Annotated in this window: 22 protein-coding genes and 1 tRNA gene; 13 read left to right on the plus strand and 10 right to left on the minus strand. The window is 41.9% G+C overall.

Annotated elements, in window-relative coordinates; all coding sequences use genetic code 11:
• The first annotated feature begins 273 nt into the window (after positions 1-273).
• From gor to FBB35_RS14170, 3 genes are all read left to right on the plus strand, one after another.
• On the plus strand, positions 274-1,650 hold the full coding sequence (gene gor, locus FBB35_RS14160; RefSeq protein ID WP_174710145.1) for a glutathione-disulfide reductase: 1,377 nt from the start codon (positions 274-276) through the stop codon (positions 1,648-1,650).
• Positions 1,651-1,755: 105 nt separating this feature from the next.
• The gene (locus FBB35_RS14165; RefSeq protein WP_174710146.1) at positions 1,756-2,391 is read left to right on the plus strand and encodes a YqiA/YcfP family alpha/beta fold hydrolase; all 636 of its coding nucleotides are present in this window, start codon (positions 1,756-1,758) and stop codon (positions 2,389-2,391) included.
• A gap of 106 nt (positions 2,392-2,497) precedes the next feature.
• Entirely contained in the window at positions 2,498-3,643 is a 1,146-nt protein-coding gene (locus tag FBB35_RS14170) for a histidinol-phosphate transaminase (RefSeq protein ID WP_174713647.1), read from the plus strand.
• Positions 3,644-3,651: 8 nt separating this feature from the next.
• Here FBB35_RS14170 and FBB35_RS14175 read toward each other — a convergent pair whose 3' ends face one another.
• The gene (locus FBB35_RS14175; protein WP_114084552.1) at positions 3,652-4,206 is read right to left on the minus strand and encodes a hypothetical protein; all 555 of its coding nucleotides are present in this window, start codon (positions 4,204-4,206) and stop codon (positions 3,652-3,654) included.
• Positions 4,207-4,817: 611 nt separating this feature from the next.
• Positions 4,818-5,423, minus strand: coding sequence for a GNAT family N-acetyltransferase (locus tag FBB35_RS14180; protein ID WP_254625989.1), 606 nt, complete (start codon positions 5,421-5,423; stop codon positions 4,818-4,820).
• An 891-nt stretch (positions 5,424-6,314) separates the two neighbouring features.
• Here FBB35_RS14180 and FBB35_RS14185 point away from each other — a divergent pair.
• The 4 genes from FBB35_RS14185 to FBB35_RS14200 all read left to right on the plus strand — a co-directional run bounded on the left by FBB35_RS14185 (position 6,315) and on the right by FBB35_RS14200 (position 11,431).
• Complete coding sequence (locus tag FBB35_RS14185; RefSeq protein ID WP_174710148.1) at positions 6,315-6,476, plus strand: hypothetical protein; 162 nt, start codon at positions 6,315-6,317, stop codon at positions 6,474-6,476.
• Positions 6,473-10,006, plus strand: a complete 3,534-nt coding sequence (locus FBB35_RS14190; protein WP_174710149.1) for a response regulator — start codon at positions 6,473-6,475, stop codon at positions 10,004-10,006. The genes FBB35_RS14185 and FBB35_RS14190 overlap by 4 nt, the downstream gene beginning before the upstream one ends.
• A 68-nt stretch (positions 10,007-10,074) precedes the next feature.
• The gene (locus FBB35_RS14195) at positions 10,075-11,310 is read left to right on the plus strand and encodes a hypothetical protein (protein ID WP_174710150.1); all 1,236 of its coding nucleotides are present in this window, start codon (positions 10,075-10,077) and stop codon (positions 11,308-11,310) included.
• Positions 11,311-11,360: 50 nt separating this feature from the next.
• Positions 11,361-11,431, plus strand: a tRNA-Gly gene (locus FBB35_RS14200).
• A gap of 308 nt (positions 11,432-11,739) precedes the next feature.
• Here the strand turns inward: FBB35_RS14200 and pstB are convergent.
• From pstB to pstS, 4 genes are all read right to left on the minus strand, one after another.
• A complete protein-coding gene (gene pstB, locus FBB35_RS14205; RefSeq protein ID WP_174710151.1) occupies positions 11,740-12,546 on the minus strand; it encodes a phosphate ABC transporter ATP-binding protein PstB in 807 nt (268 codons plus the stop codon).
• 57 nt (positions 12,547-12,603) lie between these two features.
• A complete protein-coding gene (gene pstA, locus FBB35_RS14210; RefSeq protein WP_174710152.1) occupies positions 12,604-13,485 on the minus strand; it encodes a phosphate ABC transporter permease PstA in 882 nt (293 codons plus the stop codon).
• A 19-nt stretch (positions 13,486-13,504) separates the two neighbouring features.
• Positions 13,505-14,455: a phosphate ABC transporter permease subunit PstC gene (gene pstC, locus FBB35_RS14215; RefSeq protein WP_174710153.1), complete on the minus strand. Its 951-nt coding sequence runs from the start codon at positions 14,453-14,455 to the stop codon at positions 13,505-13,507.
• Between the two features lie 143 nt (positions 14,456-14,598).
• Positions 14,599-15,780, minus strand: a complete 1,182-nt coding sequence (pstS, locus tag FBB35_RS14220) for a phosphate ABC transporter substrate-binding protein PstS (RefSeq protein WP_174710154.1) — start codon at positions 15,778-15,780, stop codon at positions 14,599-14,601.
• Between the two features lie 780 nt (positions 15,781-16,560).
• Here pstS and FBB35_RS14225 point away from each other — a divergent pair.
• Together FBB35_RS14225 and lspA are read left to right on the plus strand one after the other, a co-directional pair.
• A complete protein-coding gene (locus tag FBB35_RS14225) occupies positions 16,561-17,148 on the plus strand; it encodes a biotin transporter BioY (protein ID WP_174710155.1) in 588 nt (195 codons plus the stop codon).
• 94 nt (positions 17,149-17,242) lie between these two features.
• A complete protein-coding gene (lspA, locus tag FBB35_RS14230; RefSeq protein ID WP_012407648.1) occupies positions 17,243-17,719 on the plus strand; it encodes a signal peptidase II in 477 nt (158 codons plus the stop codon).
• Between the two features lie 200 nt (positions 17,720-17,919).
• On the opposite strand, the gene FBB35_RS14235 is transcribed toward lspA, so the two are convergent.
• Positions 17,920-18,573, minus strand: coding sequence for a hypothetical protein (locus FBB35_RS14235; RefSeq protein ID WP_174710156.1), 654 nt, complete (start codon positions 18,571-18,573; stop codon positions 17,920-17,922).
• 429 nt (positions 18,574-19,002) lie between these two features.
• Here FBB35_RS14235 and FBB35_RS14240 point away from each other — a divergent pair, with 429 nt between their 5' ends.
• Positions 19,003-21,270 carry a transglycosylase domain-containing protein gene (locus FBB35_RS14240; RefSeq protein ID WP_174710157.1) on the plus strand — a complete coding sequence of 756 codons (2,268 nt, stop codon included), beginning with the start codon at positions 19,003-19,005 and terminating at the stop codon, positions 21,268-21,270.
• 63 nt (positions 21,271-21,333) lie between these two features.
• On the opposite strand, the gene FBB35_RS14245 is transcribed toward FBB35_RS14240, so the two are convergent.
• From FBB35_RS14245 to FBB35_RS14255, 3 genes are all read right to left on the minus strand, one after another.
• Positions 21,334-21,699 (minus strand): four helix bundle protein, encoded by a 366-nt coding sequence (locus FBB35_RS14245; protein ID WP_174710158.1) that lies wholly within the window; start codon positions 21,697-21,699, stop codon positions 21,334-21,336.
• A 66-nt stretch (positions 21,700-21,765) separates the two neighbouring features.
• Positions 21,766-23,193 (minus strand): DUF4335 domain-containing protein, encoded by a 1,428-nt coding sequence (locus tag FBB35_RS14250; protein ID WP_174710159.1) that lies wholly within the window; start codon positions 23,191-23,193, stop codon positions 21,766-21,768.
• Complete coding sequence (locus FBB35_RS14255) at positions 23,190-23,816, minus strand: DUF3038 domain-containing protein (protein ID WP_174710160.1); 627 nt, start codon at positions 23,814-23,816, stop codon at positions 23,190-23,192. The genes FBB35_RS14250 and FBB35_RS14255 overlap by 4 nt, the downstream gene beginning before the upstream one ends.
• A 432-nt stretch (positions 23,817-24,248) precedes the next feature.
• Between FBB35_RS14255 and FBB35_RS14260 the strand changes: the two genes are divergently transcribed.
• The 3 genes from FBB35_RS14260 (at position 24,249) to FBB35_RS14270 (ending at position 26,227) form a co-directional block, all read left to right on the plus strand.
• Complete coding sequence (locus FBB35_RS14260; protein ID WP_174710161.1) at positions 24,249-24,767, plus strand: adenine phosphoribosyltransferase; 519 nt, start codon at positions 24,249-24,251, stop codon at positions 24,765-24,767.
• A gap of 73 nt (positions 24,768-24,840) precedes the next feature.
• Positions 24,841-25,887: an ABC transporter permease gene (locus tag FBB35_RS14265; protein ID WP_174710162.1), complete on the plus strand. Its 1,047-nt coding sequence runs from the start codon at positions 24,841-24,843 to the stop codon at positions 25,885-25,887.
• Between the two features lie 58 nt (positions 25,888-25,945).
• Complete coding sequence (locus tag FBB35_RS14270; RefSeq protein ID WP_174710163.1) at positions 25,946-26,227, plus strand: hypothetical protein; 282 nt, start codon at positions 25,946-25,948, stop codon at positions 26,225-26,227.
• Positions 26,228-26,232 lie beyond the last annotated feature (5 nt).

Genomic DNA, 26,232 nt, shown 5'->3' on the forward strand with positions numbered 1-26,232 from the left:
GGTTATTTTTATCATAATTTTGCGTAAGTCCTGTGGGACTTAGCGGCTCTAATGCGTAGCACAGACTTACAATCAACATTTGAGACAGAACTATGCCTCTACAGCAACTCAAGCAAAAAGTGATATTCCCTACGACCAGAGAACATCTGCTAACGCTAGATTAAATCAAGGATAGGACTTACACAGGGTTCACCGGATATCCTTATATAGTTCAATGACATTCTGTGTGTAAGTTACTAGGAACTAACTTTTTGCTAGAGAGAACATAAATTTATGGCTTTTGATTACGACCTGTTTGTAATTGGTGCGGGTTCTGGAGGCTTGGCGGCTTCCAAACGGGCGGCTAGCTATGGGGCAAAAGTGGCGATCGCTGAATATGATTTAGTTGGTGGAACTTGTGTGATTCGCGGTTGCGTTCCCAAAAAACTTATGGTCTATGCCTCTCACTTTCCTGCACTGTTTAGTGAAGCTTCAGGCTATGGCTGGAAAGTCGGTAATGCTGAGTTGGACTGGGAATATTTCATTACATCTATAGATAACGAAGTTCGGCGACTATCGCAACTACACATAAACTTCTTAGAAAAAGCTGGTGTAGAACTATTTTCCGGTCGCGCCACATTGCTAGATTCCCACACCGTAGAAGTTGATGGACGCAAAGTTACAGCAGACAAAATTTTAATTGCTGTTGGCGGTCGTCCTATCAAACCAGATTTACCAGGGATGGAATATGGCATTACCTCTAACGAAATTTTTCATCTCAAAGAACAACCAAAACACATCGTCATTCTTGGCGCTGGTTATATCGGCACGGAATTTGCCTGTATTATGCGCGGTTTGGGTTCTGAAGTGACACAAATTACCAGAGGTGACAAGATTTTGAATGGGTTTGATGAAGATGTCCGCACAGAAATTGAAGAGGGAATGACAAACCACGGAATTCAGCTGATTAAGAATAATGTGGTAAAAACAGTTGAAACTGTGCCAGAAGGATTTAAACTTACTTTATCAGGGGAAGACCAAGAACCAATAATCGCGGACGTGTTTTTAGTGGCGACTGGTCGAACTCCCAATGTAGATGGACTAGGTTTAAAAAACGCTGGGGTTGATGTTGTTGCTAGTTCTATCGAAGGGCCTGGATACCCGACCACAAGTGCGATCGCAGTCAATGAATATAGTCAAACTAATCAACCGAATATCTTTGCCGTTGGCGATGTCACTGACCGAATCAATTTAACTCCCGTCGCCATTGGTGAAGGACGAGCTTTTGCTGATAGTGAGTTTGGCAATAATCGCCGCGAATTCAGTCACGAAACTGTTCCCACAGCCATATTTTCTAACCCAGAAGCCGCAACAGTAGGCTTGACAGAAGCCGAAGCACGGGAAAAATTCGGTGATGCGGTAACAATTTTTCGCACTCGCTTTCGCCCCATGTACTATAGTTTGCCTGGGAAGCAAGAAAAGACAATGATGAAGTTGGTAGTTGATAGCAACACTGACAAAGTGCTAGGCGCTCACATGGTAGGTGAAAATGCCGCCGAGATCATCCAAGGTGTAGCGATCGCTGTGAAGATGGGCGCAACTAAAAAAGACTTTGATGCCACCGTTGGTATCCATCCCTCCTCAGCCGAAGAATTTGTCACAATGCGGTAATAAGAAAGAGTTAGGAGTTAAGAGTTATGAGTTATAAGTTGAATAAAAAAACTCATAACTTAAAATTCTTAACTTATTAGCCCTAACTCCTAACTATTTACAGCTTTGCAATATATATATCTTCACGGTTTCGCTTCCAGTCCTAATTCTGCCAAAGCGCGGGATATAGGCGATCGCTTTGCCAAAATTCAAACAAAGCTCAAAATCCCCGATCTCAATGCTGGCGATTTTTCGCAGTTGACAATCACTCGTCAGATCGCTCAAGTTACCGCAGAATTTAGTAATGATTCTACACCAGTAACCCTAATTGGCTCAAGTTTAGGTGGTTTGACCGCCGCACACTTGGGACAGCAATATTTACAAGTAGAACGCCTTGTGCTGCTAGCACCAGCTTTTGGATTTTTATCCCATTGGTTGCCCAAGCTAGGCGATGAAGAAGTACAGCATTGGCAGCAAGAAAAATATATCATGGTCTACCACTATGGAGAGGAACGATCAATTCCTTTAAGTTACGATTTCGTTATAGATGCTGCCCAATACCAAGAAAAATTTTTGCAACGTTCTATTCCTACCCTAATTTTGCATGGAAAAAATGATGAAGTTATTCCCATCGAAGCTAGTCGGGACTTTGCGTGTTGCCGTTCTTGGGTGGAGTTAGTCGAACTCGACAGTGACCATGCCTTGGGTGATGTTATGGAAAAAATTTGGCAGGCAATTCGCCTCTTTTGCCAATTACCTTGAAGTTGTAAAATATTAGACTCTCACATCACTAATTTCCTTAGTCATTTCTCCTTTGTTTAGTTACTAATGACTAATGACTCATGACCAATGATTAATGACTAAAATTATGCTTCCCTTCATCCGGTCAGATTTAGCCCAATTTACCGCGTATAAACCTCATCCCAGCAGTGATACAGCCGATTCTGTCCCCACACAGTTTGATCGCCTGGATACAAATGAAAGTCCCTACGATTTACCACCTGAGTTAAAAGAGAAGCTAGCCTGGACATATCAGCAAGTAATTGAAACAAATCGTTATCCTGATGGTGGACATGAAACCCTCAAGGATGCGATCGCAGAATACGTCAATGAATCAGCCGCCCTCCCGCTATCCAATACTGCTGCCAATATTTCTGTTGGAAATGGTTCTGATGAACTAATCCGTTCTTTATTAATCGCCACTTGTTTAGGAAAAGAAGGTTCAATTCTCGTTGCCAATCCTACTTTCTCTATGTACGGAATTTTGGCACAAACTTTGGGAATTCCTGTTGTAACAGTGGGTAGAAACGAAACAAATTTTGAAATTGACTTAAAAGCTGCACAGTCTGCGATCGAACAAACTCAAAATCCCCCCATTCGCGTAGTTTTCGTAGTACATCCCAATTCGCCAACTGCCAATAGCTTAACAACGGCAGAGTTGGCATGGTTAAGAAGTCTGAGCGAACATATTTTGGTAGTAATTGATGAAGCTTACTTTGAATTCAGTCAAACTACCCTAGTAGGTGAATTAGCGCAGCGCCCCAACTGGGTAATATTACGCACTTTTTCTAAAGCTTTCCGATTGGCATCTCTCCGTGTTGGTTATTGCGTTGCTCATCCCGAAGCGATCGCCATTTTAGAAAAAGTTCGCTTACCTTACAATCTCCCCAGCTTTTCCATAGCAGCAGCATTGGTTGCTTTACAAAACCGCACCCTCTTACTGGAGTCAATTCCCCAAACCTTGAGTGAACGATCCAAACTCATCGAAATTTTATCCCAGCAACCAGAACTACAAATTACCGCAAGTGCTGCTAATTTTATTTATCTACGCCTTAAACCTAATGGCTTAAATTCACAAGATGCTGTGCTAAAAATTTTCCACCAGAAACTTAGAAAACTCGGCACTCTTGTACGACACATTAGCGGAGGATTGCGAATTACTGTCGGGACAATAGAGGAAAACGCCCGCACGGTTACTAGAGTCCAAGCAGCAATAGCCGATTTGGAATTTTAGCAATTCACTCAATAATTAAATCGGCTATCCATCTCACTGCCCAAACGACGTACTAATCCTACCGTTTGTGGCAGCACACCTACCAAAAGAGCAAAAGCAACATCCGGCAAAAGAGCCACTATTTCTGGTGGAAAGTATTGTTCAAATTGATCGAGAATTTTCTGAACTCGCTGCCCAGGTATTGGGTTTTCTGTAATTTGTTTGATCAATCGAATCCACTGCCGCCTAATCAAGTAAGCCTTCTGGCGTTCTTCATTAGAATCGGGGGTTAATAAAGACAGATTACCTATGGGCAGTGCCCTTTGGCAATCACAGTCGTAATCCCCACCCACAGCAGCCCCAGGCCCAGCAAACTCTGCATGGTAGCGTTTAAAGAGGATTAATCCATTCCGCCTACGACTATTGACGATGAAAACTTCTCCACTGTGTAAACGTGTAAGGATATCCGAGCCTTGCGATTGCTCAGTTCCATCTGGCATGACAACAGAGTCAAGGAAACTAGTTTTAGGGTAATAAGTTGATACCATAGAGATTTGATAGCGTCGATGCTGTTCGCTATCCATGTTTTTTAAACTTTCAACGAATTTGGTAGTAGTATGCACTTCAAAAAGTAACTAGCTTTGATGTCAAATCAGATTTTTGAATTCTTTTATTATCAAGAGTCTTTTGGTCAATTTCACTAAGATAGTAATAAATACACATTGCTTAGTAATTGAGTGATCATATTTTATGAGATATAACCAGATTTGTCCCCAAATTTAGAGAGTCTTTTATTAAAGTTTTTATAAAGATGAATATCTTAATTACAAAGTTATTATGAGGGATCGCTTATTTAATAAGGTATTTGTACATCTATATTCTATTGTAATCCATTTATTGGATCTATATAAAATACTCTAAAATAGTTGTTATTTAATAACAATTTAAAATAGACAAATTTTAACACTTAATTATTTGGTTAAAGTTTCTCGTGGATATTTTATTATTCATTTTAATAAAGATATCCACGAAAAATCTCAATAAAATCTACTTAAACTAATTGTCTAAACCTAGACATATCAATCTATTTAGCTAACATTAGCTAAATTTTTAATTAGGTTAATTTATACTTTGGTTGCCGATATTGGTGATAAATTTTCTCCAAACTAATTACAAAATAAAAATTTACAAAAATTCAGATACTGAAATTAGCATTCAGATGCTTGTGCAATAACATCTGGCTTGAGCGTCCTAATAAAAATGTATTCCAATTCGATTGCACTTTATGTACCCGATATCCCACCTTAAAATAAAGTTGCCTTGCCTGATGATTATTTTCCAAAACGTGAAGATATAAGTCTTGAAATCCCCATTCGCGGGAAACTTTTTCACAGCTAGTCAATAATCCTGAAGCCACACCATGTCTACGGTATTTTGGGTGAACCGCTAAATTAGATAAGTAAGGAAAACCTATGCCAGCCTGGCCCCACGAATCACTGTAACGTACACCCAGTTCCACACTTCCTACTAAGTTATTAGCCGTACCATTGTTAGCTTCCAAGGCGACTAAACAAACATGACGCGGTGGAGGTGATGTCATCCGATGTCTTAAGTCTTCGTAAATACCCAGACGTAACAATGGAAAAGCCCATCCCCACATACCTTTTTGGGAGTGAAAGCTTTCAGCAATAATTTGGGAAACACCGATCAAATCAGTAGGTGTAGCTGTACGAATTTGAAATTCGCAGCAAGCTGGATCGATTGGCTGTTGCTGGTATGGATGAAAAGACCAATATTTCAAGGCTAGTTTAGTATTGATGTTATTCAACGAAAATTTTCTCAAATATCCTTAAACACCCTTTTAACCGCATAAAAACTTTATATATTCCCAGTAGATTGAACTGATCTAAGATTGCTCATTTGCTTTTGCTTATAAGCATACAAAGTTTTACACTTTACTTTGGGACTTTATAGTCTGTCTTTTTGAAAGAGTCTTAGAAGTTACAGCTTCATAAAGCTACAATCTTAAGTTCAGTAAGAATTAGATGCATCCCTTGCTTGAGATAGGGAGTATACCAGTCTGTTTACCACAAAAACATCTGTAAATCGTACAGGTTTAGGTTAATGGGTAGACATATAGCATAACTTACCTGTAGGCATTACCTATAAAATTGTTAAGTAAGTACACTAACAACAAACTTTGGTTGTAAACCATCTTTAGGTATAATACTGAACTTATTTATGCAATTGACGCTACACTAACAAGACTTTGCTGCTAAGTAATAGAAACAGGCTGTACAGATGCTAGGCAGGAATATTGCAGATTCCTATCCCTAACTTCTTCACCAATACCACTTGTCTTAATGATAGTTCTGATTGCTAAATTAGAAAGAGGTATTTGTCTAATAGTATACTTTGGTTTTAAATCTTATTGTTTTAATTTTGCTGACTCTACCATGACTACCATAAATAAAATTTACGTGCAAGTGTTAGTACAACTGCTGCGGAGGGAAAACTTAATATGCAGCTTCATCTGGATTTTTCAGCTAGCTATGAGTGCTGTATGTAGTATTAAACATTGCTCGCAGGAGGTGAAAGAAGATTTGACTAGCAAGGATCGACTCTATAACCCTATAACTGACTATGAAAGCAATTACACTGCACTAAAGCAAACGGTAATAGGTATAAGCAATTGAAACGAATTACCGTGAGTAAACGCTCCTACACTCAGCAGTCATGTAGCCAAAGAGCCTTATTGGTGGAAATGCTCTGCTCTTACCTGACTCAGAAAAATCCTTCCCTGATCAGATTATTCTTTATCCGACTGCCGTTGCAGCAGGAAAGCGGTGCATGAAATCCCAAGCAAACAGTAAGCCTAAAATTTTGGTTGTCGATGATGAGCCAGACAACCTTGACTTGCTTTACCGCACCTTCTATCGCGACTATAAGGTGCTAAGGGCAACCTCTGGTCCTGCGGCCCTCGATCTGCTGGCTCAAGAGGGAGAGGTCGCGGTGATCATCTCCGATCAGCGAATGCCGATGATGAGCGGTACAGAATTTTTGAGCCTAACAGCAACTCAATATCCAGATATTATCCGAATTATTTTAACTGGCTACACCGATGTCGAAGACTTGGTGGAAGCAATCAACGCTGGTAAGGTCTTTAAATATGTCACCAAACCATGGGAAGCTGAGGAACTTAAAGCTGTGGTACGCCAAGCTTTGGATACTCACAATGTCCTCAAAGCCCGCACCCGCGAACTTACACGTACACTCCGACAAGAGTCGCTGCTGAATACTGTCACAAATACGATTCGTAGTGCTTTAGACTACAGACAAATTTTGCAAGCAATTGTAGATACAGTGGGTCACATGTTGGAGGTAGATGTCTGTCTGTTACGTCCCTTCCAAGATGAGCAGTTGACGGATAAAGGATTTATTTATCAGAAAGCTCTTTCAGAAGAAGCAGGGGAACACACACCAGTAGAGGTGCAAGCAAATAATTCTTCTGCTGTGTCTCTCTCTCCCTCTACCCCTCTGACTATTTTGGCTCAGACGGTGTGGGAAACCCGCGAAGTCCAGGTGATTCATGATGTAACCGATGATGAACGCATTCACGGTAATACTCCCGAACTGCACGAACGTGGGGAAGCTTTTGCTGCGGCTAATATTTGTTCTAGTTTAGTTGTGCCATTGATCTGCCAACAAGAACTTATGGCAGTGCTGGCACTGCACCAGTGTTCTGTGCCCCGCTTCTGGGGAGAGGATGAGGTGCAGCTAGTGTTGATGGTAGCAGATCAGGCAGCCTTAGCTTTGTCTCAAGCTTATGCTTACGAACAAGTACGTGCCCTTGCCAAGCGAGAGAGTTTAATTAATACGATTACTAGCGCAATTCGCTCTAGTCTAGACCCCCAAGATATTTTTGCGGCTATTACTCAACAACTTGGACAAGCCTTACAAGTCGATGGTTGCGTCCTGTCTTTGTGGACAGAAGAAGATGAGTTTGTTGAGTGTGTTGCCTTGTATGACAGTTTTCAACATTTGGAAAGTTTACGTAGGCACAGCTCGCCACAGGCATCGCCAACCCAAGACAATAACCATCTATCAGCCCAGAGATTACCCTATTCTCAATCATCCATACAAGAAAATCCCATCCTCCAACAAATGCTACGGACACATGAACCTGTGGTAATTGGGAATGTGAGCCATTCTCCCTCAGATATACAGGGTTTTAATTTGCCGTTAAAAATACCAGCGCGATCGCTAATGTTTGTACCATTATTGGCTGATGGTAAATGTATTGGTAGTATTACCTTGCATGAAGGTAAAAAAGTACGTCAATGGCTACCATCTGATATCGATTTGGCGAAAGCAGTAGCCGCCCAAGCAGCGATCGCTGTGCAGCAATCACACTTGTATCAAAAAACTCGCCAACAAGCCGAACGTTTACTGGAGTTAGATAAACAAAAAACCGAATTTTTCCAAAATATTTCCCATGAGTTTCGCACACCCATCACCTTGATTCAAGGGCCTTTAGAGTCGGCAGTGGCGGCTGGTGAAGGATTATCTTACTCCCAAAGTGCGATCGCCCTGCGTAACTCCCGGCGCTTGCTACGATTGGTAAATCAACTCCTGGATTTACAACGCCTAGATGCGGGGAGAATGCAGCCTAATTTCCATCCCTGTGATTTAGTCGAATTTGTCAGCCAAATTGTGGAATCTTTTCGTCCCTACTGTGAGAAAAAGAGACTGCATCTCGCCACCCAGTTAGATGAATGTTCTCCGGTGTACTTGGATATGGAAAAATTCGACAAGGTGGTTTATAACCTTTTGTCAAATGCCATGAAGTTTACCCCCGAAGGTGGCACGATCAGCGTCAGACTAAAATCTGAACAAGATCGTTGCATATTACAAGTACAAGATACGGGAATTGGCATTGTTAAAGAACAAATTCCCCACCTATTTGAGCGCTTCCGCCAAGCTGAAGGTTCAGCAAACCGTTCCTATGAAGGCAGTGGTTTGGGTTTAGCCTTAGTTAAAGAATTGGTAGAATTGCATGGTGGCCACGTCACTGTGGAATCAGTTTACGGCCAAGGTACTACCTTTAATTTATGGCTTGTGACTGGAAATGGTCATTTACCCGTACAGCAAGTACTAGAAACGCCTGCCGAAGTGAACACAAGCCGCGCTAGCGTAGAATTGGCTGATTTAGAACTGGTCGAGTCAACAACAGACAATATTGAAGATATTACAATAAACTTCTCTCCTAATATTGATACTCAAGACTCAGCACTTAAGACTCAGCACTCAATTTTAGTTGTAGATGACAACCCGGATTTGCGAACCTATGTATCTGAAATTTTCCGCCGTAACGGTTATCATGTACGCACAGCTCGTAACGGTTATGAAGGGCACAGTGTAGCTAAGGAAATTATACCCAGCTTGATTGTGACTGACTTAATGATGCCTTTGGTGAGCGGACTTGAGATGATTCAGATGATCCGCAATGAGGAAAAGCTGAAAGGAACGCCCATCATTCTACTGACAGCGAAAGTTGACGAAGAAACCCGAATCGAAGGTACAGAACATGGGGCGGATGCTTATTTAGCAAAACCATTCAACGATCGGGAACTTTTGGCGGAAGTTCGGAATCTCTTAGCATTAAAAGAAAATGAACGACGAATTGTGGAGTTAAATACTTATCTAACAGAATCAGTATTAAAGCGCTTTTTACCGGCTGTATTGGTACAAAAAGCCGCAACTGGAGATTTAACATTAGATTTGCGCCCAGAACCACGCTTAATTACAGTTTTGTTCAGTGACATCGTGGGTTTTACACAGCTATCAAATACTCTCAGATCCCGACGAGTCGCAGAATTACTAAATGAATATTTAGAAGCTATGACCAAGGTTGTATTTGGTAATGGCGGTACTGTAGATAAATTTATGGGAGATGCTATCTTAGCTTTATATGGAGCGCCGGAAGAACTAACCCCCAATGAACAGGTACGTCGTGCCATTAATACAGCAAGAGCAATGCACCGCTCACTGGCTGACTTGAACCAGCGCTGGCGAGAGCAAGGTGTATTCGATGGTGACAGACTTACTAGCGTACAGTTTCGGTGTGGTATTCATCAAGGTACAGCTGTTGTAGGGATGTTTGGTAGTGCTGAACGTGCGGACTATACTGCTATTGGCCCAAGTGTGAATATTGCTGCCAGGCTGCAAGCTGCCGCTCTTCCCGGTACTATCTTGGTTTCTGCTGCCGTGGCAGATTATTTGCAGGAAGAAGAAATTACTAAAGGTAGTCCACTAGAACTTAAAGGAGTAGATGAAACAGTTTTGACTTTTGCTGTTACACCAGAGGTAATGGTTAATCGCTAAAATTTAGACTGGTATTTTAAAGCATTAGCAACGAGTAAAAGTGCCTAATCATAGCCAGTTTATATAATATGACACCATCGGTTGCAGACAAAACTCCAATTTCAACCAAAGTCTGGAGGCGACACACCGATCCACCAGCTTTGTGGATTTCTGTAGTTATAGGTTCAGTCTCTCTGCACTTGCTGGCGTTCTGGCTGATGCGCTCATCTAATGCCTTTAGTCTGTGGTTTCCTCAGCAAAGTCAATCTGCTGTTCCCATTGAATTGATAGATATTACTCCTCAATCAAAATCAACAGCCAAACGAGTTTCGCCAAAGCCAGCATCCATAACTCAAAAGTCTGTACCAGCGCGTTCAGCAAAAACAGCAAGAAATACACCCATAAATCAAGATTTTGTTGGTGCAATAAATTCTGCTGATAATCTCCAACAAAAAAGTCGAATTTACCCCTCTAAACTTAATAAACAACAGAGAGTTCCTACATCTACACCAAAAGCGATAGCCACACCAAAACCAACAGTTACACCGAAAGCGATAGCCACGCCAAAACCGACAGTTACACCGAAAGCGATAGCCACGCCAAAACCGACAGTTACACCAAAACCGACAGTTACACCGAAAGCGACAGCCACACCAAAACCGACAACCACACCAAAACCGACAGTTACACCGAAAGCGATAGCTACGCAAAAATCGACAACCACACCGACACCTACAGTTCCAATTGGTAATCTACCTTGGAACCGCCGTCAAGAAATCAAACTGGGAAAGGGAACGGCACTACCAACAGGTATTCCATCAACTCCACCAGTTTCGGAAGCTGAAAACATAAAAACTCCACCGACTTCAACTAGAGAAATTCCAAGCACTCCTACTAGGGAAACTCCACCGACTCCTACTGGGGGAGTATCGGTAGCAATAGTAGCCCCTTTGCTTAGAGATGAAATGATTAAGTTCATACAAACAAGAGGATTTCGACAAGATGCTCTACCCGACGTTATCGCTTCATACACGGGAAGCAACACAAAAAAACTAGACTCAAGTTTTCTACCTGGCGATTCCGAAGTTAAGCCAGCGCAGATGCTTGTTAGTTTAATAATTGATCGCAATGGCAACTTTCAACAGGCTGTAGTTCTAGAAATAGAACCAACAACACTACAAAGTGAAAAAAGCATATACGAACGAGTTCTCAATGATGTTTTCAAGACAGAAAACTTTCTTGCCGCTCATAACAACGATGGTACAAAACCAGATTTGAGCAATTTGTTTGTACGAATCAAAATCCAGCCTGCTAATTCCAATTAGACACTTGATTTTTTTCAACAACTGTGTTATATTTATAAAGTTGGAAATTTGCGGGCGTAGTTTAGTGGTAAAACTATAGCCTTCCAAGCTATTAATGCGGGTTCGATTCCCGCCGCCCGCTTAGAAAAAACTCTAAAATTCAATAGTGCAGCACGGTATAAATATAAATAGACCTAAGACCTACTATTTCCACTAAAAAATTTTGGAGTGGGTGTCGTACACTACCTAATTAATGCAAATCTTGTATTAAACAGCTTAATTATTACTTTTCTTGATCGGGAAACAATCACAATCTATCAAGCGATTCCTGGGCGGGCTACGCCTACACTAACCTTAGTGAATAAATAAAAAACTAGAGGAATCTCGCACAACTTTGATTTCCGAGTATCCCTCATTGCTCTCATATCAACAATAATGTGCAGTATTTATTTATCCAAATCTGCCGCTTACATAATCTCTGGTGTCTTGCTGCTGAGGATTGTTGAAAATTAGTTCTGTTGCGTCGTACTCTACCATGTAGCCGTTACGACCTCCTGACTCCGTAGTTTTGACATTAAAAAAGGCTGTTTTATCAGAAACCCGCGCTGCTTGCTGCATATTATGGGTGACTATAACGATGGTATATTGCTCTTTCAGTTGGTGAATTAATTCTTCAACCCGCAAGGTAGAAATAGGGTCGAGAGCCGAGCAAGGTTCATCCATTAATATAATTTCCGGCTGGACTGCGATCGCACGAGCAATACATAACCTCTGTTGTTGTCCCCCTGATAAAGATGAACCACTTTGTCGCAGCTTATCTTTTACTTCATCCCACAAAGCCGCTTGCCGCAAACTCCGTTCTACTAATTCATCCATGTTACCTTTGTAGCCGTTGATTTTGGCTCCAAAAGCAATGTTGTCATAAATAGATTTAGGAAATGGGTTTGGTCTTTGAAACACCATCCCAATTCTCCGACGCACTTCTACAGGATCAATGTCGGATGCATACAAGTTTTTATCGTAAAAAAGTATTTTACCTTCTGCCCGAAATGACTCAATCAAATCATTGAGCCGGTTATAGCACCGCAACAACGTGCTTTTACCACAACCAGAAGGCCCAATAAAGGCTGTAACCTGATTTTTCGGTATATCTAGCCAAATATTCTGTAAGGCTAAAAATTTGCCGTAGTAAACGTTGAGGTTTTCGGTGCGTAAAACAGTTTCAGTACCGTTGACTGTGCTAATATTAGTAGCCATAAATTAAGTTCAGTATTAGTTTTAGCGATACAAATCCGCTATGTGTAAGCCGTTTTCCTAAGCTTTTTTGCGAGTAGCCCAGCGAGCAATGATACTTGTGATTAAAACCATCAATACCAAAATCAAAGATGCCGCCCAAGCTAGTGATTGCCAATTTTTAAACGGAGAAATAGCGTATTTGTAAACCAAAACAGCAAGGGAAGCTGTTGGTTGAAATAAGCCATCGGGCCAAAAATTGGAAAAGAGCGCAGTAAATAGTAAAGGTGCGGTTTCTCCAGAGGCTCTGGCGATCGCTAGTGTTGCCCCAGTTACAATTGCTGGTAAAGCTGCTGGCAAAACTACTTGTGTTACTGTTTGAAAGTTTGTTGCTCCTAACCCCACAGATGCTTGCCGCAAATCTTGCGATACTAACTGCAAGGCTTCATCAGTGGTTCGGACAATAATTGGCAACATCAAAATTGCCAGCGCAAAGCCTCCACCGAGAGCAGAGTACGATCCTAAGTTTAACTTAACCAGTGTCAAAACCACAATACCATAGGCAAATACCCCAGCAATGATTGAGGGGACTCCACTCAAAACGTTAGCTGCAAAACGTACCCATCTCGCTACTTGAGCCGAGCTAAATTCTGTGATGTAAATTGCCGCTAAAATACCAAATGGGATACTAATCAGGGCAGCAATTCCTACCATTAATAGCGTGCCCAATATAGCATTACCAAAGCCTCCTCCCTTTTGTAAAGCTTTGGGTGGGAGTTCAAAAAAGAGGCTGGGACTCAAACTGCTGAAACCTTGAATAATGACGTAAGAAAGTACTGCTAGCAATGGCACAAGTGCCAATACCCCACAGATAAATGCAACTACAGTCATTACTGTATTAAACAGTGTCCTTTGAGACATGGGAGCGCGAGTTAGACTGCGCTCTGGAAAACTAGAAGTCATAATTCAATCCAAAACTAAGCTACAGTCGCTTGACTCTCAGAACGATAAACTCGGCCATAATATTGACTACCAAGGTCAAGAAGAATAGAACCAAAGCAGCGTACATTAAAGCCGAAACTTGCAAACCACTAGCTTCGGAAAATTGATTCGCCAGTAGAGAAGAAATTGTATTGCCTGGTGCCAACAGGGAGATACTAATGTTGTTGGAATTACCAATCAACATTGTTACAGCCATTGTTTCTCCCATTGCCCGACCGAGTGCTAACATCACAGCACTAACTATCCCTGAAAAGGCGGCTGGAATCAGAATTTGCAAAATCGTTTCCCATCGAGTTGCTCCTAGTCCTATGGAGGCTTGGCGCAAACTGGAGGGTATAGAAATCAAGGCATCGCGCGATAGGGCTGTGATAATGGGCAAAGTCATAATTGCTAATATGACTCCCGCCGGTAACATTCCTGGACCTGTAGGGGGGGTGCTAAAAAATGGTATCCAGCCAAAGTAGCTATTGAGCCATTTTCCCAAGTTAGTTAATATAGGCACTAAAACAAAAATACCCCAAACGCCGTAAACAACGCTGGGAATAGCTGCGAGCAGTTCTACTGCAAAAACTAGTACCAACTTCACTTTTGCGGGTAAAAAATCCTCGCTTAGTACAATAGCAGTACCAACCCCAATTGGTACTGCTATCAGTAAACCTATAAAAGAACTCAAGAGAGTTCCATAAATTTGAGGTAGCACCCCATAGCTATCATTGACTGGATTCCAAGTAGTGTTAGCTAAAAAGCTAGCACCAAACTTTTGGATGGCAGGCCAAGAAGCAATTGCGACCTGTAAGCCGATCCATAATAAAGTGGCAGCAACCCCAAAGGCAAAAATTTTAGTTAGCCAGATAAAACCGCGATCTAGGGACTTTTCTACATCAGAGCGATTTTTTGTCGCTGATGAAAGGTTTTGAGAATTTGTAGCCATGACTACCGACTTTCACAATTAAATCAGAGGAAGATATGGGAGGCAACCATGTAAACAAAATTGTTGCCTCATCGTCTTTTAAAACTAGTTTAATAACCAGCTTAAAAATTATTGTCTAGGAATGCCTCATGTCTTGACTGTAGCTACTTGCTAGCGCTAGTACCACTACCAACAGCGATTTTATAGTCTGGACTAATTTGATCCGCAGCTGCAGCCACCTTTGCTATGACATTTTGAGGTAGAGGAACATATCCTAATGTCGTAGCCTGTTTTTGTCCCTCAGTTAAAGCGTATTCGATCGCAGCTTCAACTGCCTTAGCTTTTGCTGCATTGGGATATTTCTTGTAAGCCAAAATCCAGGTGTAAGTGACGATGGGATAGGAATCAGCTCCTTCTGGATCGGAAATAAAGACACGAAGATCGGGCGGTAGAGTTACTGATGCCAGAGTTTTAGAGGCTGACTCCTCACTAGGTACAATAAACTTACCACCTTTGTTTTCCAAAGCAGCAAACTTAAGACTATTTTGTTTGGCATAGCCGTACTCGACATAACCAATAGAACCTTGTGTTTGTTGGATTTGGGCGGTAACACCCTCATTCCCCTTAGCGCCAACTCCTGTAGGCCAGTTGACAGTTTTACCTTCACCAACTTTAGTCTTCCACTCCGGGCTAATAGCGCTGAGGTGTTTTGTAAATACACCTGTTGTTCCGCTACCATCTGAACGATAAACTACTGTGATTTTCTCTTTAGGAAGCTTTGCACCTGGGTTAGCCTTGACAATTTGGGGATCATCCCAAGAGGTTATTTTGCCCAGTAGAATATCAGCGTAAACGGCTCGTGGTAGTTTAAGTTCTGCGACATCTGGCAAGTTGTAAGCTAGCACGATGCTACCAGCAGTGACAGGCAGTAAAATAACGCCTTTATCCGCTGGCACCTTCTGGATTTCTTCATCCTTCATAGCAACATCGCTGGCACCAAAGTCCACAGTGCCTTTGATAAATTGCTCAACTCCAGCACCGCTACCAACTGAGGCATAGTCAACTTGCAGATTTGGATACTTTTTGTTTAGATCAGTAAACCATGTATCATATAGTGGTGCTGGGAAAGACGCGCCAGCCCCGCTTAACTTGAGATTTCCACCCAAATCTAATTTGGTTGTACTGGAGGCAGTAGTATCTGTAGCAGTTCCAGAAGGTGTCTCCTTGGTGGCTGTACTATCTGGGTTTTGCTGTCCGCCACATGCAGCTAGGCTGATTGTCAGTGCTAACACTGAAACTGAAGCTGTGAGGCGATGAATTTTTGTTACACGAAAAGGTGATGGCATCGCTATCAATGTTTGGGTAACTTTTCAGGTGAGCGCTTCTAAGAATACCCCTAAAGGATTAAGCTAAAGGTAAAGGATAGGTTAACAAAGCAAAAAAAGCTTGTTTTCTTTGATAAAGAACAAACACTCGTTTTTACTTTTGCTTGATAAAATTTATACTTTTGCTTTAGTGACACGTTACAAATAGTACCACAGTGATTTGGTTACATAATATTGGCAAAACTTGATTGATAGCGTCACTTTTTTGGTCAAATGATAAAAAATTACAAATTGTGTTATTATATAAAACTTAATAAATTTTGGAATTTTATGAAAATTATTGTTGCTTAATTAGGTCTAAGCAGACTTAAAGTCATAACTAAAAAATCTAAGTTTGTTTAGACAGTGAACTAATTTAGATATAAGCAGAAGGAAAACTATAAATTGCCTATTTTATGGAGAGTATGCGCGGTGATCGCTAAAAAAAAGTGAATTAAAGAGCTATCTCTAACAATTTGTAGCATAAATTGGCGCTAAATCTAAAAACTTAGTTTAAATACTAAATTTTGCTAACTTTACCACGTGTTCGGTCAAATACCAGAATCAGACTACGCTTCAGTCAATAAAATTACAGCTATAGACACCTAAGTCATAATTCGTAGAACTGAAAAGTTACATACCAAAAAGGCAAAAAAAAATATGCTAATTCTTAGAGGTGTCAGCACAAATTTCATTTTAATACTAATGAACATCCTAGTTGCTGTTGGTTTTCTCTTTTGCCTTTTCCTGGTTGCCTGATAAATGTTTGCTGCTTCCAATCAATTACTATGGTCTATGATTGGCTTACTCCTGACAATGGGTGGTACCTTCTTAGAAGCTTATGGCATCGCCTTTCCTTGGAATTGGAGTAAGCACGGAATTCAGACTTTTTCTTTAGGTGTCACTTTTCAAATTGGCGCAGTACTGTTAGTGGGTTGTTTAGGGGGCAAAAATGCCGGTGCGCTCTCGCAAATTGCCTATTTAGTGATGGGGTTAACCTTATTACCTGTATTTGCCGATGGAGGTGGTCTTGGTTATGTTAAGTTGTCTCAATTTGGCTATCTACTAGGCTTTATTCCTGGAGCTTGGATTTGTGGCTTAGTTGCCTTTAAAGCTAGACCTCGACTAGAAACTCTCGCCTTTAGTTGCATCTGTGGCTTGTTAACTCTGCATCTATGCGGTATTAGTTATTTGATTATTAGCTATATTTTTCAGTGGAAAGGCACAGAAAATCTACCTTTGATGCAAGCAATCCTCAGATACTCTTGGTTTGCACTACCAGGGCAATTAAGTGTGGTCTGTGCCGTTACTGTAATAGCATATATATTGCGTCACTTAATGTTTTATTAGTAATCAAGGGGCTAGAGGCTAGGGACAAGAAATTTACAATTTTCTCATCCCCTAGTCCTTAGTCCTTAGTCCTTAGTCTCTAGCCCCTAGTTTCATGCGTTTAAAAAACCGCCTTTTCTGGATTGCTGCCTTTATAGCTTTTTTCCTAGACCAAATAACAAAATACTGGGTGGTACAAACCTTCAGTTTGGGGCAAACACTACCACTTTTAACTGGAATATTTCACTTCACCTATGTAACTAACACTGGTGCCGCCTTTAGTCTGTTAAGTGGAAAAGTAGAGTGGTTGCGCTGGCTATCTTTAGGAGTGAGTTTGGTATTGATAGCGTTGGCCTTGTTTGGCCCAACATTAAATTTGTGGGATCAGTTGGGTTATGGCTTAATTTTAGGTGGAGCTATGGGCAACGGTATTGATCGCTTTGTTTTAGGCCATGTCGTTGATTTTCTTGATTTTCGCCTAATTAGCTTTCCTGTATTTAATGTGGCAGATTCTTTTATTAGTATTGGTATTGTTTTTCTGTTAATTGCTTCCTTCCAAAAAACACCAACTTCAACCGGTAGGTTGGATTAAACTATTAAGCCTGGGATGATTAATCCCAGGCTATTAATTACTGAAACCATTTTTCAGTCCTATATGCGAAGACTTGATTTATGGGTTCCAGAGATTTTGATTTATATTCTACACCAGATTTCATAACTGGTGCAGAAAATTAAGATGCACAGGCGATCGCTGATGGTAAATTAGTATGTCAAACGTATCCAGCTTTTAATTTATTTACCTGTGGCAGGAGCAGTAGATGGAGTAGTACTGGGAGAGTTAGCACCTGGTTCTGTAGGAGCGCTAGGATCAGATGGAGTAACGGTTCCTGGTGCTGGAGTTAAGTTGCTAGGAGTGCCAGGTTCAGTTGGAGTAACACTTCCTGGTGCTGGAGTTAAGTTACTAGGAGCGCCAGGTGCAGGTGGGGTAACGCTTCCTGGTGCTGGAGTTAAGTTACTAGGAGCGCCAGGTGCAGGTGGGGTAACGCTTCCTGGTGCTGGAGTGCTTTCGGGAGCGCCAGGTTCAGGTGGGGTAACGCTTCCTGGTGCTGTAGTGCTATCAGGAGGAGTGATGTTACTCGGTGTGGTTTCTGCTGGTACTGTAGTGCTACCAGGAGCAGTGCTAGGTGTGGTTTCTGCTGGTGCTGTAGTGCTACCAGGAGCCGCACCAGGGGTAAGTGCTGTGCCGCCAGGACAGCGAGAGTTGAGCGGAAAATACTCGCACAGAATTTTCATACCTTCTGGCGACATCTTGATTTCCGTTGGTGCGCTAGTAGATTCGCTACTGGATTGAGCTATGGGGGATTTACTGGATTCGGCTACGGCAATATTAGTGGTGAGAGCCAAAGATAGAGCTGTACCAATCAGGGTCAGAGATTTTCCCATCATTCTGAAATTTACCTCAACGGAACACTCGGCCCATTAAAACAGATAATAAGATTTAGAAAATCTTCCTAAATGAATATATTTAAGTTTGTTGCAGAATATGTGGATAGATAAAATTGGTAAAAATTAAATCTGTTGTTTGTTAATAACTAGTGTTTATAAATACAAGCTTCAAATCTATGCTTGTAGTCATTGAAGTAAAATGAGTATATCAAACAAGCCTTTAGGAAAGAGAAAAATTTTATATCTCTGTAGTAAAGTGATATAAAGAACAAGTAAACTCAGATAAAAAAGTAATGTTCAGTATAAATTAGAGCAAAAAGTCCCGTATAGCTAATTTATGCTTTGGCTTATGAGTAAAATGATGAAAGACTAACATCTAAAATTGTAATTCGCCCCATTCTTCACTAAAAAGTGTGATGTGAATAGCCGATGAGTTCTCCCCAACCCCCTCACAAGCCACAAACGTTAATTGGTCAACTGACTCAAGCAGTCCATACTATCCAAGCTAGGGTTGATTTTTCCAAACTGGCGCTCAAGCCTAATGCTAAAGTACCGGAACTCTGGGTACAGGATGCGGGGGCGGATAAAGCAGAGGTATATCCACTGTTGGGCGATCGCTATATTCTCGGTCGTAGCTCCAAATCCAGCGATATCGTCGTCCGTAACCCTGTTGTCAGCCAAATTCACCTATCGCTATCGCGGAATTCTACTCATAGCACACCAGTTTTCGTCATCAAAGACGAAAACTCCACCAATGGCATTTATCGTGGCAAGCGTCGTGTTAATTCCCTAGAACTACGTCACGGTGATATTTTGACTCTAGGTCCCCCAGAACTCGCCGCTTCTGTGCGCCTGCAATACGTCGATCCGCCAGCCTGGTATGTCAAAGCTGCAAGTTGGACAGCTTATGGTGTCGGCGGTGTCAGCGCCTTGTTCGCGTTAGTAATTGGCGTAGAATGGCTAAAATTTTCAGTTAGACCCTTACCTACAGCTACACGCGCTCCAGTAGTTGTTTACGCTCGTGATGGAGCCACCCCATTAAGAGAGCCTCGAACTATCTCTCATGTGGATATGAAGCGTTTAGAGGAATTTGGCCCTTATTTGGCATCTGCTGTAGTAGCTTCAGAAGATAGTCGTTATTACTGGCACTTTGGGGTTGACCCTCTGGGGATTTTACGAGCCGTGTTAATTAATAGCCGCAGTGGAGATGTGCAGCAAGGAGCCAGCACTGTTACACAGCAAGTTGCCCGCAGTTTGTTCCGGGAGTATGTAGGCAGACAAGATACCCTTGGACGTAAATTACGAGAAGCAGTTGTCGCCCTAAAGCTAGAAACCTTTTACAGCAAAGATGAAATTTTGCTGATGTACTTAAATAGGGTTTTTTTGGGGGGAGATACCTCTGGTTTTGAGGATGCAGCCCGGTATTACTTTGATAAGCCGGCTAAAGAATTAACTTTGGCAGAAGCAGCTACTTTGGTAGGAATTTTACCTGCTCCTAACGCATTCGATTTTTGTGGAGATGGGCCAAATAAGCTAGAAGCAGCTGAATACCGGAATCGGGTAATTAAGCGGTTGCTAGAGATGGGCAAAATTAAACCTGAAGATGCGAACCGAGCTAGACGTTCCACTGTTCAAGTTAGCCCTAAAGTTTGTGAACAGCAAGCTAAGACGATCGCTCCTTATTTTTACAGTTACGTCTTCTCGGAACTTGAATCAATCTTGGGCGAGGGAGCCGCAAATGAAGGAAATTATATCATTGAAACCCAGCTAGATCCAGCGATACAGAGCCAAGCTGAATCGGCGTTGCGGAATTCAGTCAACAATAGTGGTGGAAGTTTTAATTTTTCTCAAGGGGCTGTGGTAACTCTTGACTCCAGTACAGGTGGCATCCTGGCAATGGTAGGCGGAACTGATTACAAAAAAAGTCAGTTCAACCGTGCTGTTCAAGCCAAAAGACAACCAGGTTCCACCTTCAAAATCTTTGCTTACACCGCCGCTATTCAACAGGGAATTTCACCATCCAAGAGTTATTCCTGCGCTCCTTTAACCTGGCAAGGCTTCACTTACAAACCCTGTCGTTCAAGTGCTGGCAGTTTAGATATTGCCACCGGGCTGGCTCTTTCAGAAAATCCCATTGCCTTGGGAGTTGCCAGAGAAATCGGGCTGAATAAAGTAGTGGCGATGGCCCAGAATTTGGGAATTAAGTCAAACCTCGATCCGGTTCCAGGCTTGGTACTAGGTCAAAGTGTGGTCAATGTTTTAGAAATGACTGGTGCTTTTGGCTCTATTGGCAATCGTGGAGTGTGGAATCCTCCCCATGCGATTAACCGAATTTTAGATAGTGGTGATTGCAGCGATCGCAATGATATCAAAACCTGCCGTGTAATCTACTCCTTCGACCAAGACCCAGATGCCAACAAACGAGTTTTAACAACTGGTGTAGCCGATGAGATGACTAGTTTGATGCGTGGTGTCATCAGCAGAGGTACTGGTCGTAGTGCTGCCATTGGATTGGGAGAAGCTGGTAAAACAGGCACGACTGATAAAAACGTTGACCTATGGTTCATAGGTTTTATCCCAAATCGGCGACTTGTAACTGGTGTTTGGCTGGGAAACGACAACAATTCCCCCACATCTGGTAGCAGCGCTCAAGCCGCTCAGTTATGGGGAAATTATATGCGGCGGATTACGCGGTAATTGGGAATGAGGAATGGGGAATTGGGCATTGGGCATTGAGTATGGGTAAAAGAATTTAAGTTCCTATTCCCTATTCCCTATGGATTTTAGATAAGCATTAAGCTTGGGTAACAGTTCATCAAGAATTGGTTTAAATCTGCTTACCTGTTCATTTGTCAATAATTGTCTGGCATAGCCTAACCTCAACCAACTGATAGTTTCATACAAAGACCCTCTGGCAATCTTGACAAAACGTCGATTGTCTTGGTCATTGTACCTACCTCTACCTTCTGCGATGTTCGCACAAACACTATCAGCAGACCGAACAATTTGCTTGCCCAGTGTATCTTTAGTGAAATTGTCCCATGCTTTAACAATATGCCAAATTTCATTAGCTAGCTTTTCAGCGAGTTGATAAACTTCTAAGTCCTCAAAATCAGGTCTTCTCACAAAAGTCTATTGATCGTTTATTGATCAATAGTTCCCAATTCCCAATTTCCAATGCCCCATGCCCAATTACTGATATCCCTTCCAAGGCATAACTTCCAGGCTGCCACTAGGCTTGAATATCACTTGGAAGTGGGCGAGGGGTTCTTTATCGTTGGGTGCTGCTACATTGGAGCCGTAGACAGCGTTGAACATCTTCGGAAGGGGTGTTTCCCGGAAATAGTCAAAGGCAACTTGGTTGAGTGGTTCATAGTCAGCAATTACACCATCTTTGTTGACTGCTACCCGATATTTCAAATCTCGCGTAAAGGTGGGTTTGCCACTCCAAGTTTGCCGAACTGTACTATAAAGCTTTTGATTTAAATTTTTGACTATATTAGAGTCAGTAATTTTTGCACCCACTACCTCTGGCGTTTTAGCATATCCCCGCCAAGGGCTAACTTGCAGCACACCTTGGGTAGTAAATACTACTCGAAATTGGGCGATTGGTTCATTGGAAATGGGAGGGCGGGTAGCTGGATTGTAAAGTACGTTAGGCAAAGGAGTTTTACCTACTTCTAGATTCGCCTCTTTATTCACTGCTTTATAACCAACGATCGCACCATCCGCAGCTACACCCAGACGATAAATCAAATCTTGTTGCAATCCTGAGCGATTAGCCCAAGCTGGATGAACTTGGTTGTAAACTTGACGATTCAATGCACGTAACTGGGATGGATCGGTAATTTCTGGAACTGTATTTAAAAGTGCTTCTAAATCTTTGACTGCCGGCTTTGTATTAGCTGTAGGCGTTAGTGTAGGCGTTTCAGCAGCGATGGGTGTTGCAGCAGCTGATGCTGGAGGGGCGATATTGTTTGTAGAACTACTTTGCTCATCTATTTTTGGCTGCGCTGGACGCAGTTGGGGAGGTGGAATCAAGTTAAAGGCGATCGCAGCGACTGCTAAACTTGATACACCCACAGCAGCAGGTACAGCCTGCCTAACCAAAGCTTGACTAGCACCGCCATAGCGTCTGGTAACTGGTTGGAGTTCTAGAGAAAGTTCGGGTAAAGTTTGGGTATCAGCAAAAAACTGATCTACTGCTTCTACTAAATCAAACAACTGCACCGTATTTAAATCTATTTCAATCGGCGGACGTTTGGAATTGTTAGAGTGATCGAATCCCTCTGGAGTTCCTTCGGAATGTATGATTAATCTGTGTCGGTTGCTGTCAACTTTCCGAAACTCTACTAGCTCCGATTCCTGGTTGTGTGCTTGGGGATTTGGTACGCTACTTAAAAATTCTTGGGCATAGCCACTAACAGCCCTCACCAAACTTTCAAAAAATTCTCGCCCTCCAGTTAGGGGCTGATTATAACCAGATAAATAGCATTCTGCATTTACCAATATTGATAATTCCGGGCGCATTTCCTGGAACTGTGCGGCCCTAGTGACATCACTTAACCCTTCTAAAAGCAGTGTACAATTAGGTAGACTGTACTTACGTTGAATATTCATTCCACTTCACCGTCAAAAAGACTAATCCAAAATCGCTGCATTCCAGCTGTACCAGTACAAAATAGTAATTGTCCTAACAAATTTATAGCTAGCTCATCTAATTTTTCATCAGAAGTTAATGCTAGTACACCAGAACGTCGCGCATTCATCCGGCTTTTGAAATGCGCTCTAAACCGCTCTAGGTAATTAGATAGACGCAAGTTCTGTTCCAATGGAATCTGCTTTTCTTCCATTTGTTGACATATCATTAATAACTGGCGAATGACAACAGTTAAACGCCGTGCTATGTAGCAAGCAATGACTACCAGAGCTTTTGCTTCCATGATAGTTAAGGGACGGCGGATATGCGCTCTCCGTAGCGGGTTAGAGCTACGCATCCGCCATAAATTCACCCTGTCTTTAACAATTCCTTTGAGATCCAACTCTTGAGCAAAACTCAAGATTGCTTCCGAACCACCAAGCTCTAAAGCTTCAATTGCCAATAAAATCAGGTCAATTTGCAACCGCGTTCTCCGAGGACAAGTCTTGGAAGCGATCGCAGGATCTGGTAAAGTGTCCAGAATCATCGGCAGTGAATCTTGAGTTGGACTGTTTAACGGCGTTAAACTTGCTGAGACATTCATTCTATAAAATACCTTGTGCGGTTCTAACAGACTAGGTAAAACAAATTTAAGATCGGTAGCCAAGACTTGAACGTTAGACTTGTAGCAGGAGCATGACTACCTGATATATACATTACTTAACTCTTTCTACTCACAGTTTTCCCTATATTGAAATCAAAGTTTTAAAACATAAGTTAATTCACCTCATTTGTTCGCACAATACCTTTTCTAGCTTGGTTTAGATTCTAATTATCGTCAATCAAAGGAGAAGCTTCAGCCCCGACCCCCAGCGTATGACATTATAGTGTACGATTTTTCAGGTATCTGAAATTTGGGAATTGGGGATTGGGAATTGGCCAATAATCAATACTTCTTTTTTCCATACTTACCCTGCTCCTTTTCTTTCCCATTCCCATTCCCTATTCCCCATTCCTCATTCCCCATTCCCTCTTTATGGATTTAAAGTCTCTCGTTCGTGACATCCCAGATTTCCCAAAACCCGGAATTTTATTTCGGGATATTACTACATTACTGCGCGATCCAGAGGGATTGCGATACACTATTGACTTTTTAACACAAAAATGCCATGAAGCTGAAATAAAGCCAGATTATGTAATTGGTATAGAGTCAAGGGGATTTATTTTTGGCTCACCTCTGGCTTATCAATTAGGGGCTGGTTTTATTCCCATCCGCAAAAGAGGTAAGTTACCAGCAGCAGTTCACTCAATTGAATACGATCTAGAATATGGTACTGACTGTCTGGAAATGCATCAAGACGCTTTACATGACAGTAGCCGAGTTTTGATTGTGGATGATTTGATTGCCACGGGTGGAACTGCGAGTGCAACAGCAAAGTTAGTGCAGAAGATTGGCTGCGAATTAGTAGGGTTTGGGTTTATTATCGAGCTACGGGATTTAGAAGGGCGTAAATATTTGCCAGACGTGCCGATTATCTCTCTAATCGAATATTAGTTATTTGTCATTGGTCATTAGTCATTGGTCATTAGCAAAGGACAAATAACAAATAACAAAGGACAAAGGACAAATGACATCTACGAGAATTTCTTTGGACACAGGTCGGGATTGGCTAATTAGGCTAGTTACGAGCGAAACTTTTGTTTATGTGGCAAAGCGGGTATTGCAGGCACTACTGACTTTGTTTTTGGCATCAGTATTATCGTTTTTCATTATTCAACTTGCTCCAGGGGACTATGTAGATACGCTGCGGCAAAACCCGAAGATATCTCCAGAAAGAATTGAGGAAATAAAGCGGCAGTTTGGTCTGGATAAGTCATGGCCAGAGCAATTTTGGCTATGGATATGGCGAATTTTGACAAAAGGGGATTTTGGTACGAGTTTTATTTATCAACGTTCAGTGGCATCGCTGTTGTGGGAAAGAGTACCAGCGACTTTGTTACTAGCGATCGCATCTTTAATTGTCACATGGGCGATCGCTATCCCTCTAGGGATTTTTGCTGCTGTTAACCAAAATAAGCTATCAGACAGACTTTTACAGGTGATTAGCTACGCCGGACAAGGCTTTCCTAGTTTCATCACTGCCTTGGCACTATTGGTTTTAGCCCAAATCACCTCGCCCTTATTCCCCGTGGGTAGCATGACTAGCATTAATCACTCAGAACTGACGTGGTTCGGCAGAATCTTAGATATCGGCTGGCACATGATTTTACCAACGATTGCCCTCTCAATTACTAGTTTTGCTGGTTTACAACGCATCACTCGCGGCGAATTATTAGATGTGCTGCGTCAAGATTATATTCAAACGGCTCGTGCCAAAGGACTGCCAGAAAACCGCGTCATCTATGTTCATGCTCTCCGTAATGCCGTAAATCCATTGATTACCTTATTAGGTTTTGAATTAGCTGGTTTATTAAACGGTGCTTTCATTGCCGAATTTTTCTTTAACTGGCCGGGTTTAGGAAGGTTGACTCTACAAGCTTTACAGGCTCAAGATTTATATTTGTTAATGGCAAGCTTGGTAATGGGTGCAGTGTTGCTGATTGCTGGTAATTTAATCGCTGATTTAATGTTAAAAGCCGCCGATCCACGCATTCGCCTAGAAAATCTCAATTAGTCATTTGTCATTTGTCATTTGTCATTGGTTTAATCCCACTCTCCCCATCCCCATCTCCATGCTGTCCGAAGTCTATTACTTGGTGCGCTCAAAAACTGACGGTAATTATCTCATCGCTCGTCCTGACACCGAAACATCAGGTTATTTATTGCTGTTTCAAGAAAACTTTGATGCCCTTAGTTATCTCAACACCCATGCGGCAGAAGTGGCAAATCGCTTTTCTGTTGAATCTATTCCGCGTACACAGTTAGGAAACTTGCTCAAACGTTGGGGTTTTAGCGGTGTGGGTATTGTGAGTGACCCGTTATTGCCAAAAGTTGAGTTTTTGCAGCACAGCTAAAAATT

The organism is Nostoc sp. TCL240-02 (genome assembly GCF_013343235.1).
Lineage (GTDB): Bacteria > Cyanobacteriota > Cyanobacteriia > Cyanobacteriales > Nostocaceae > Nostoc.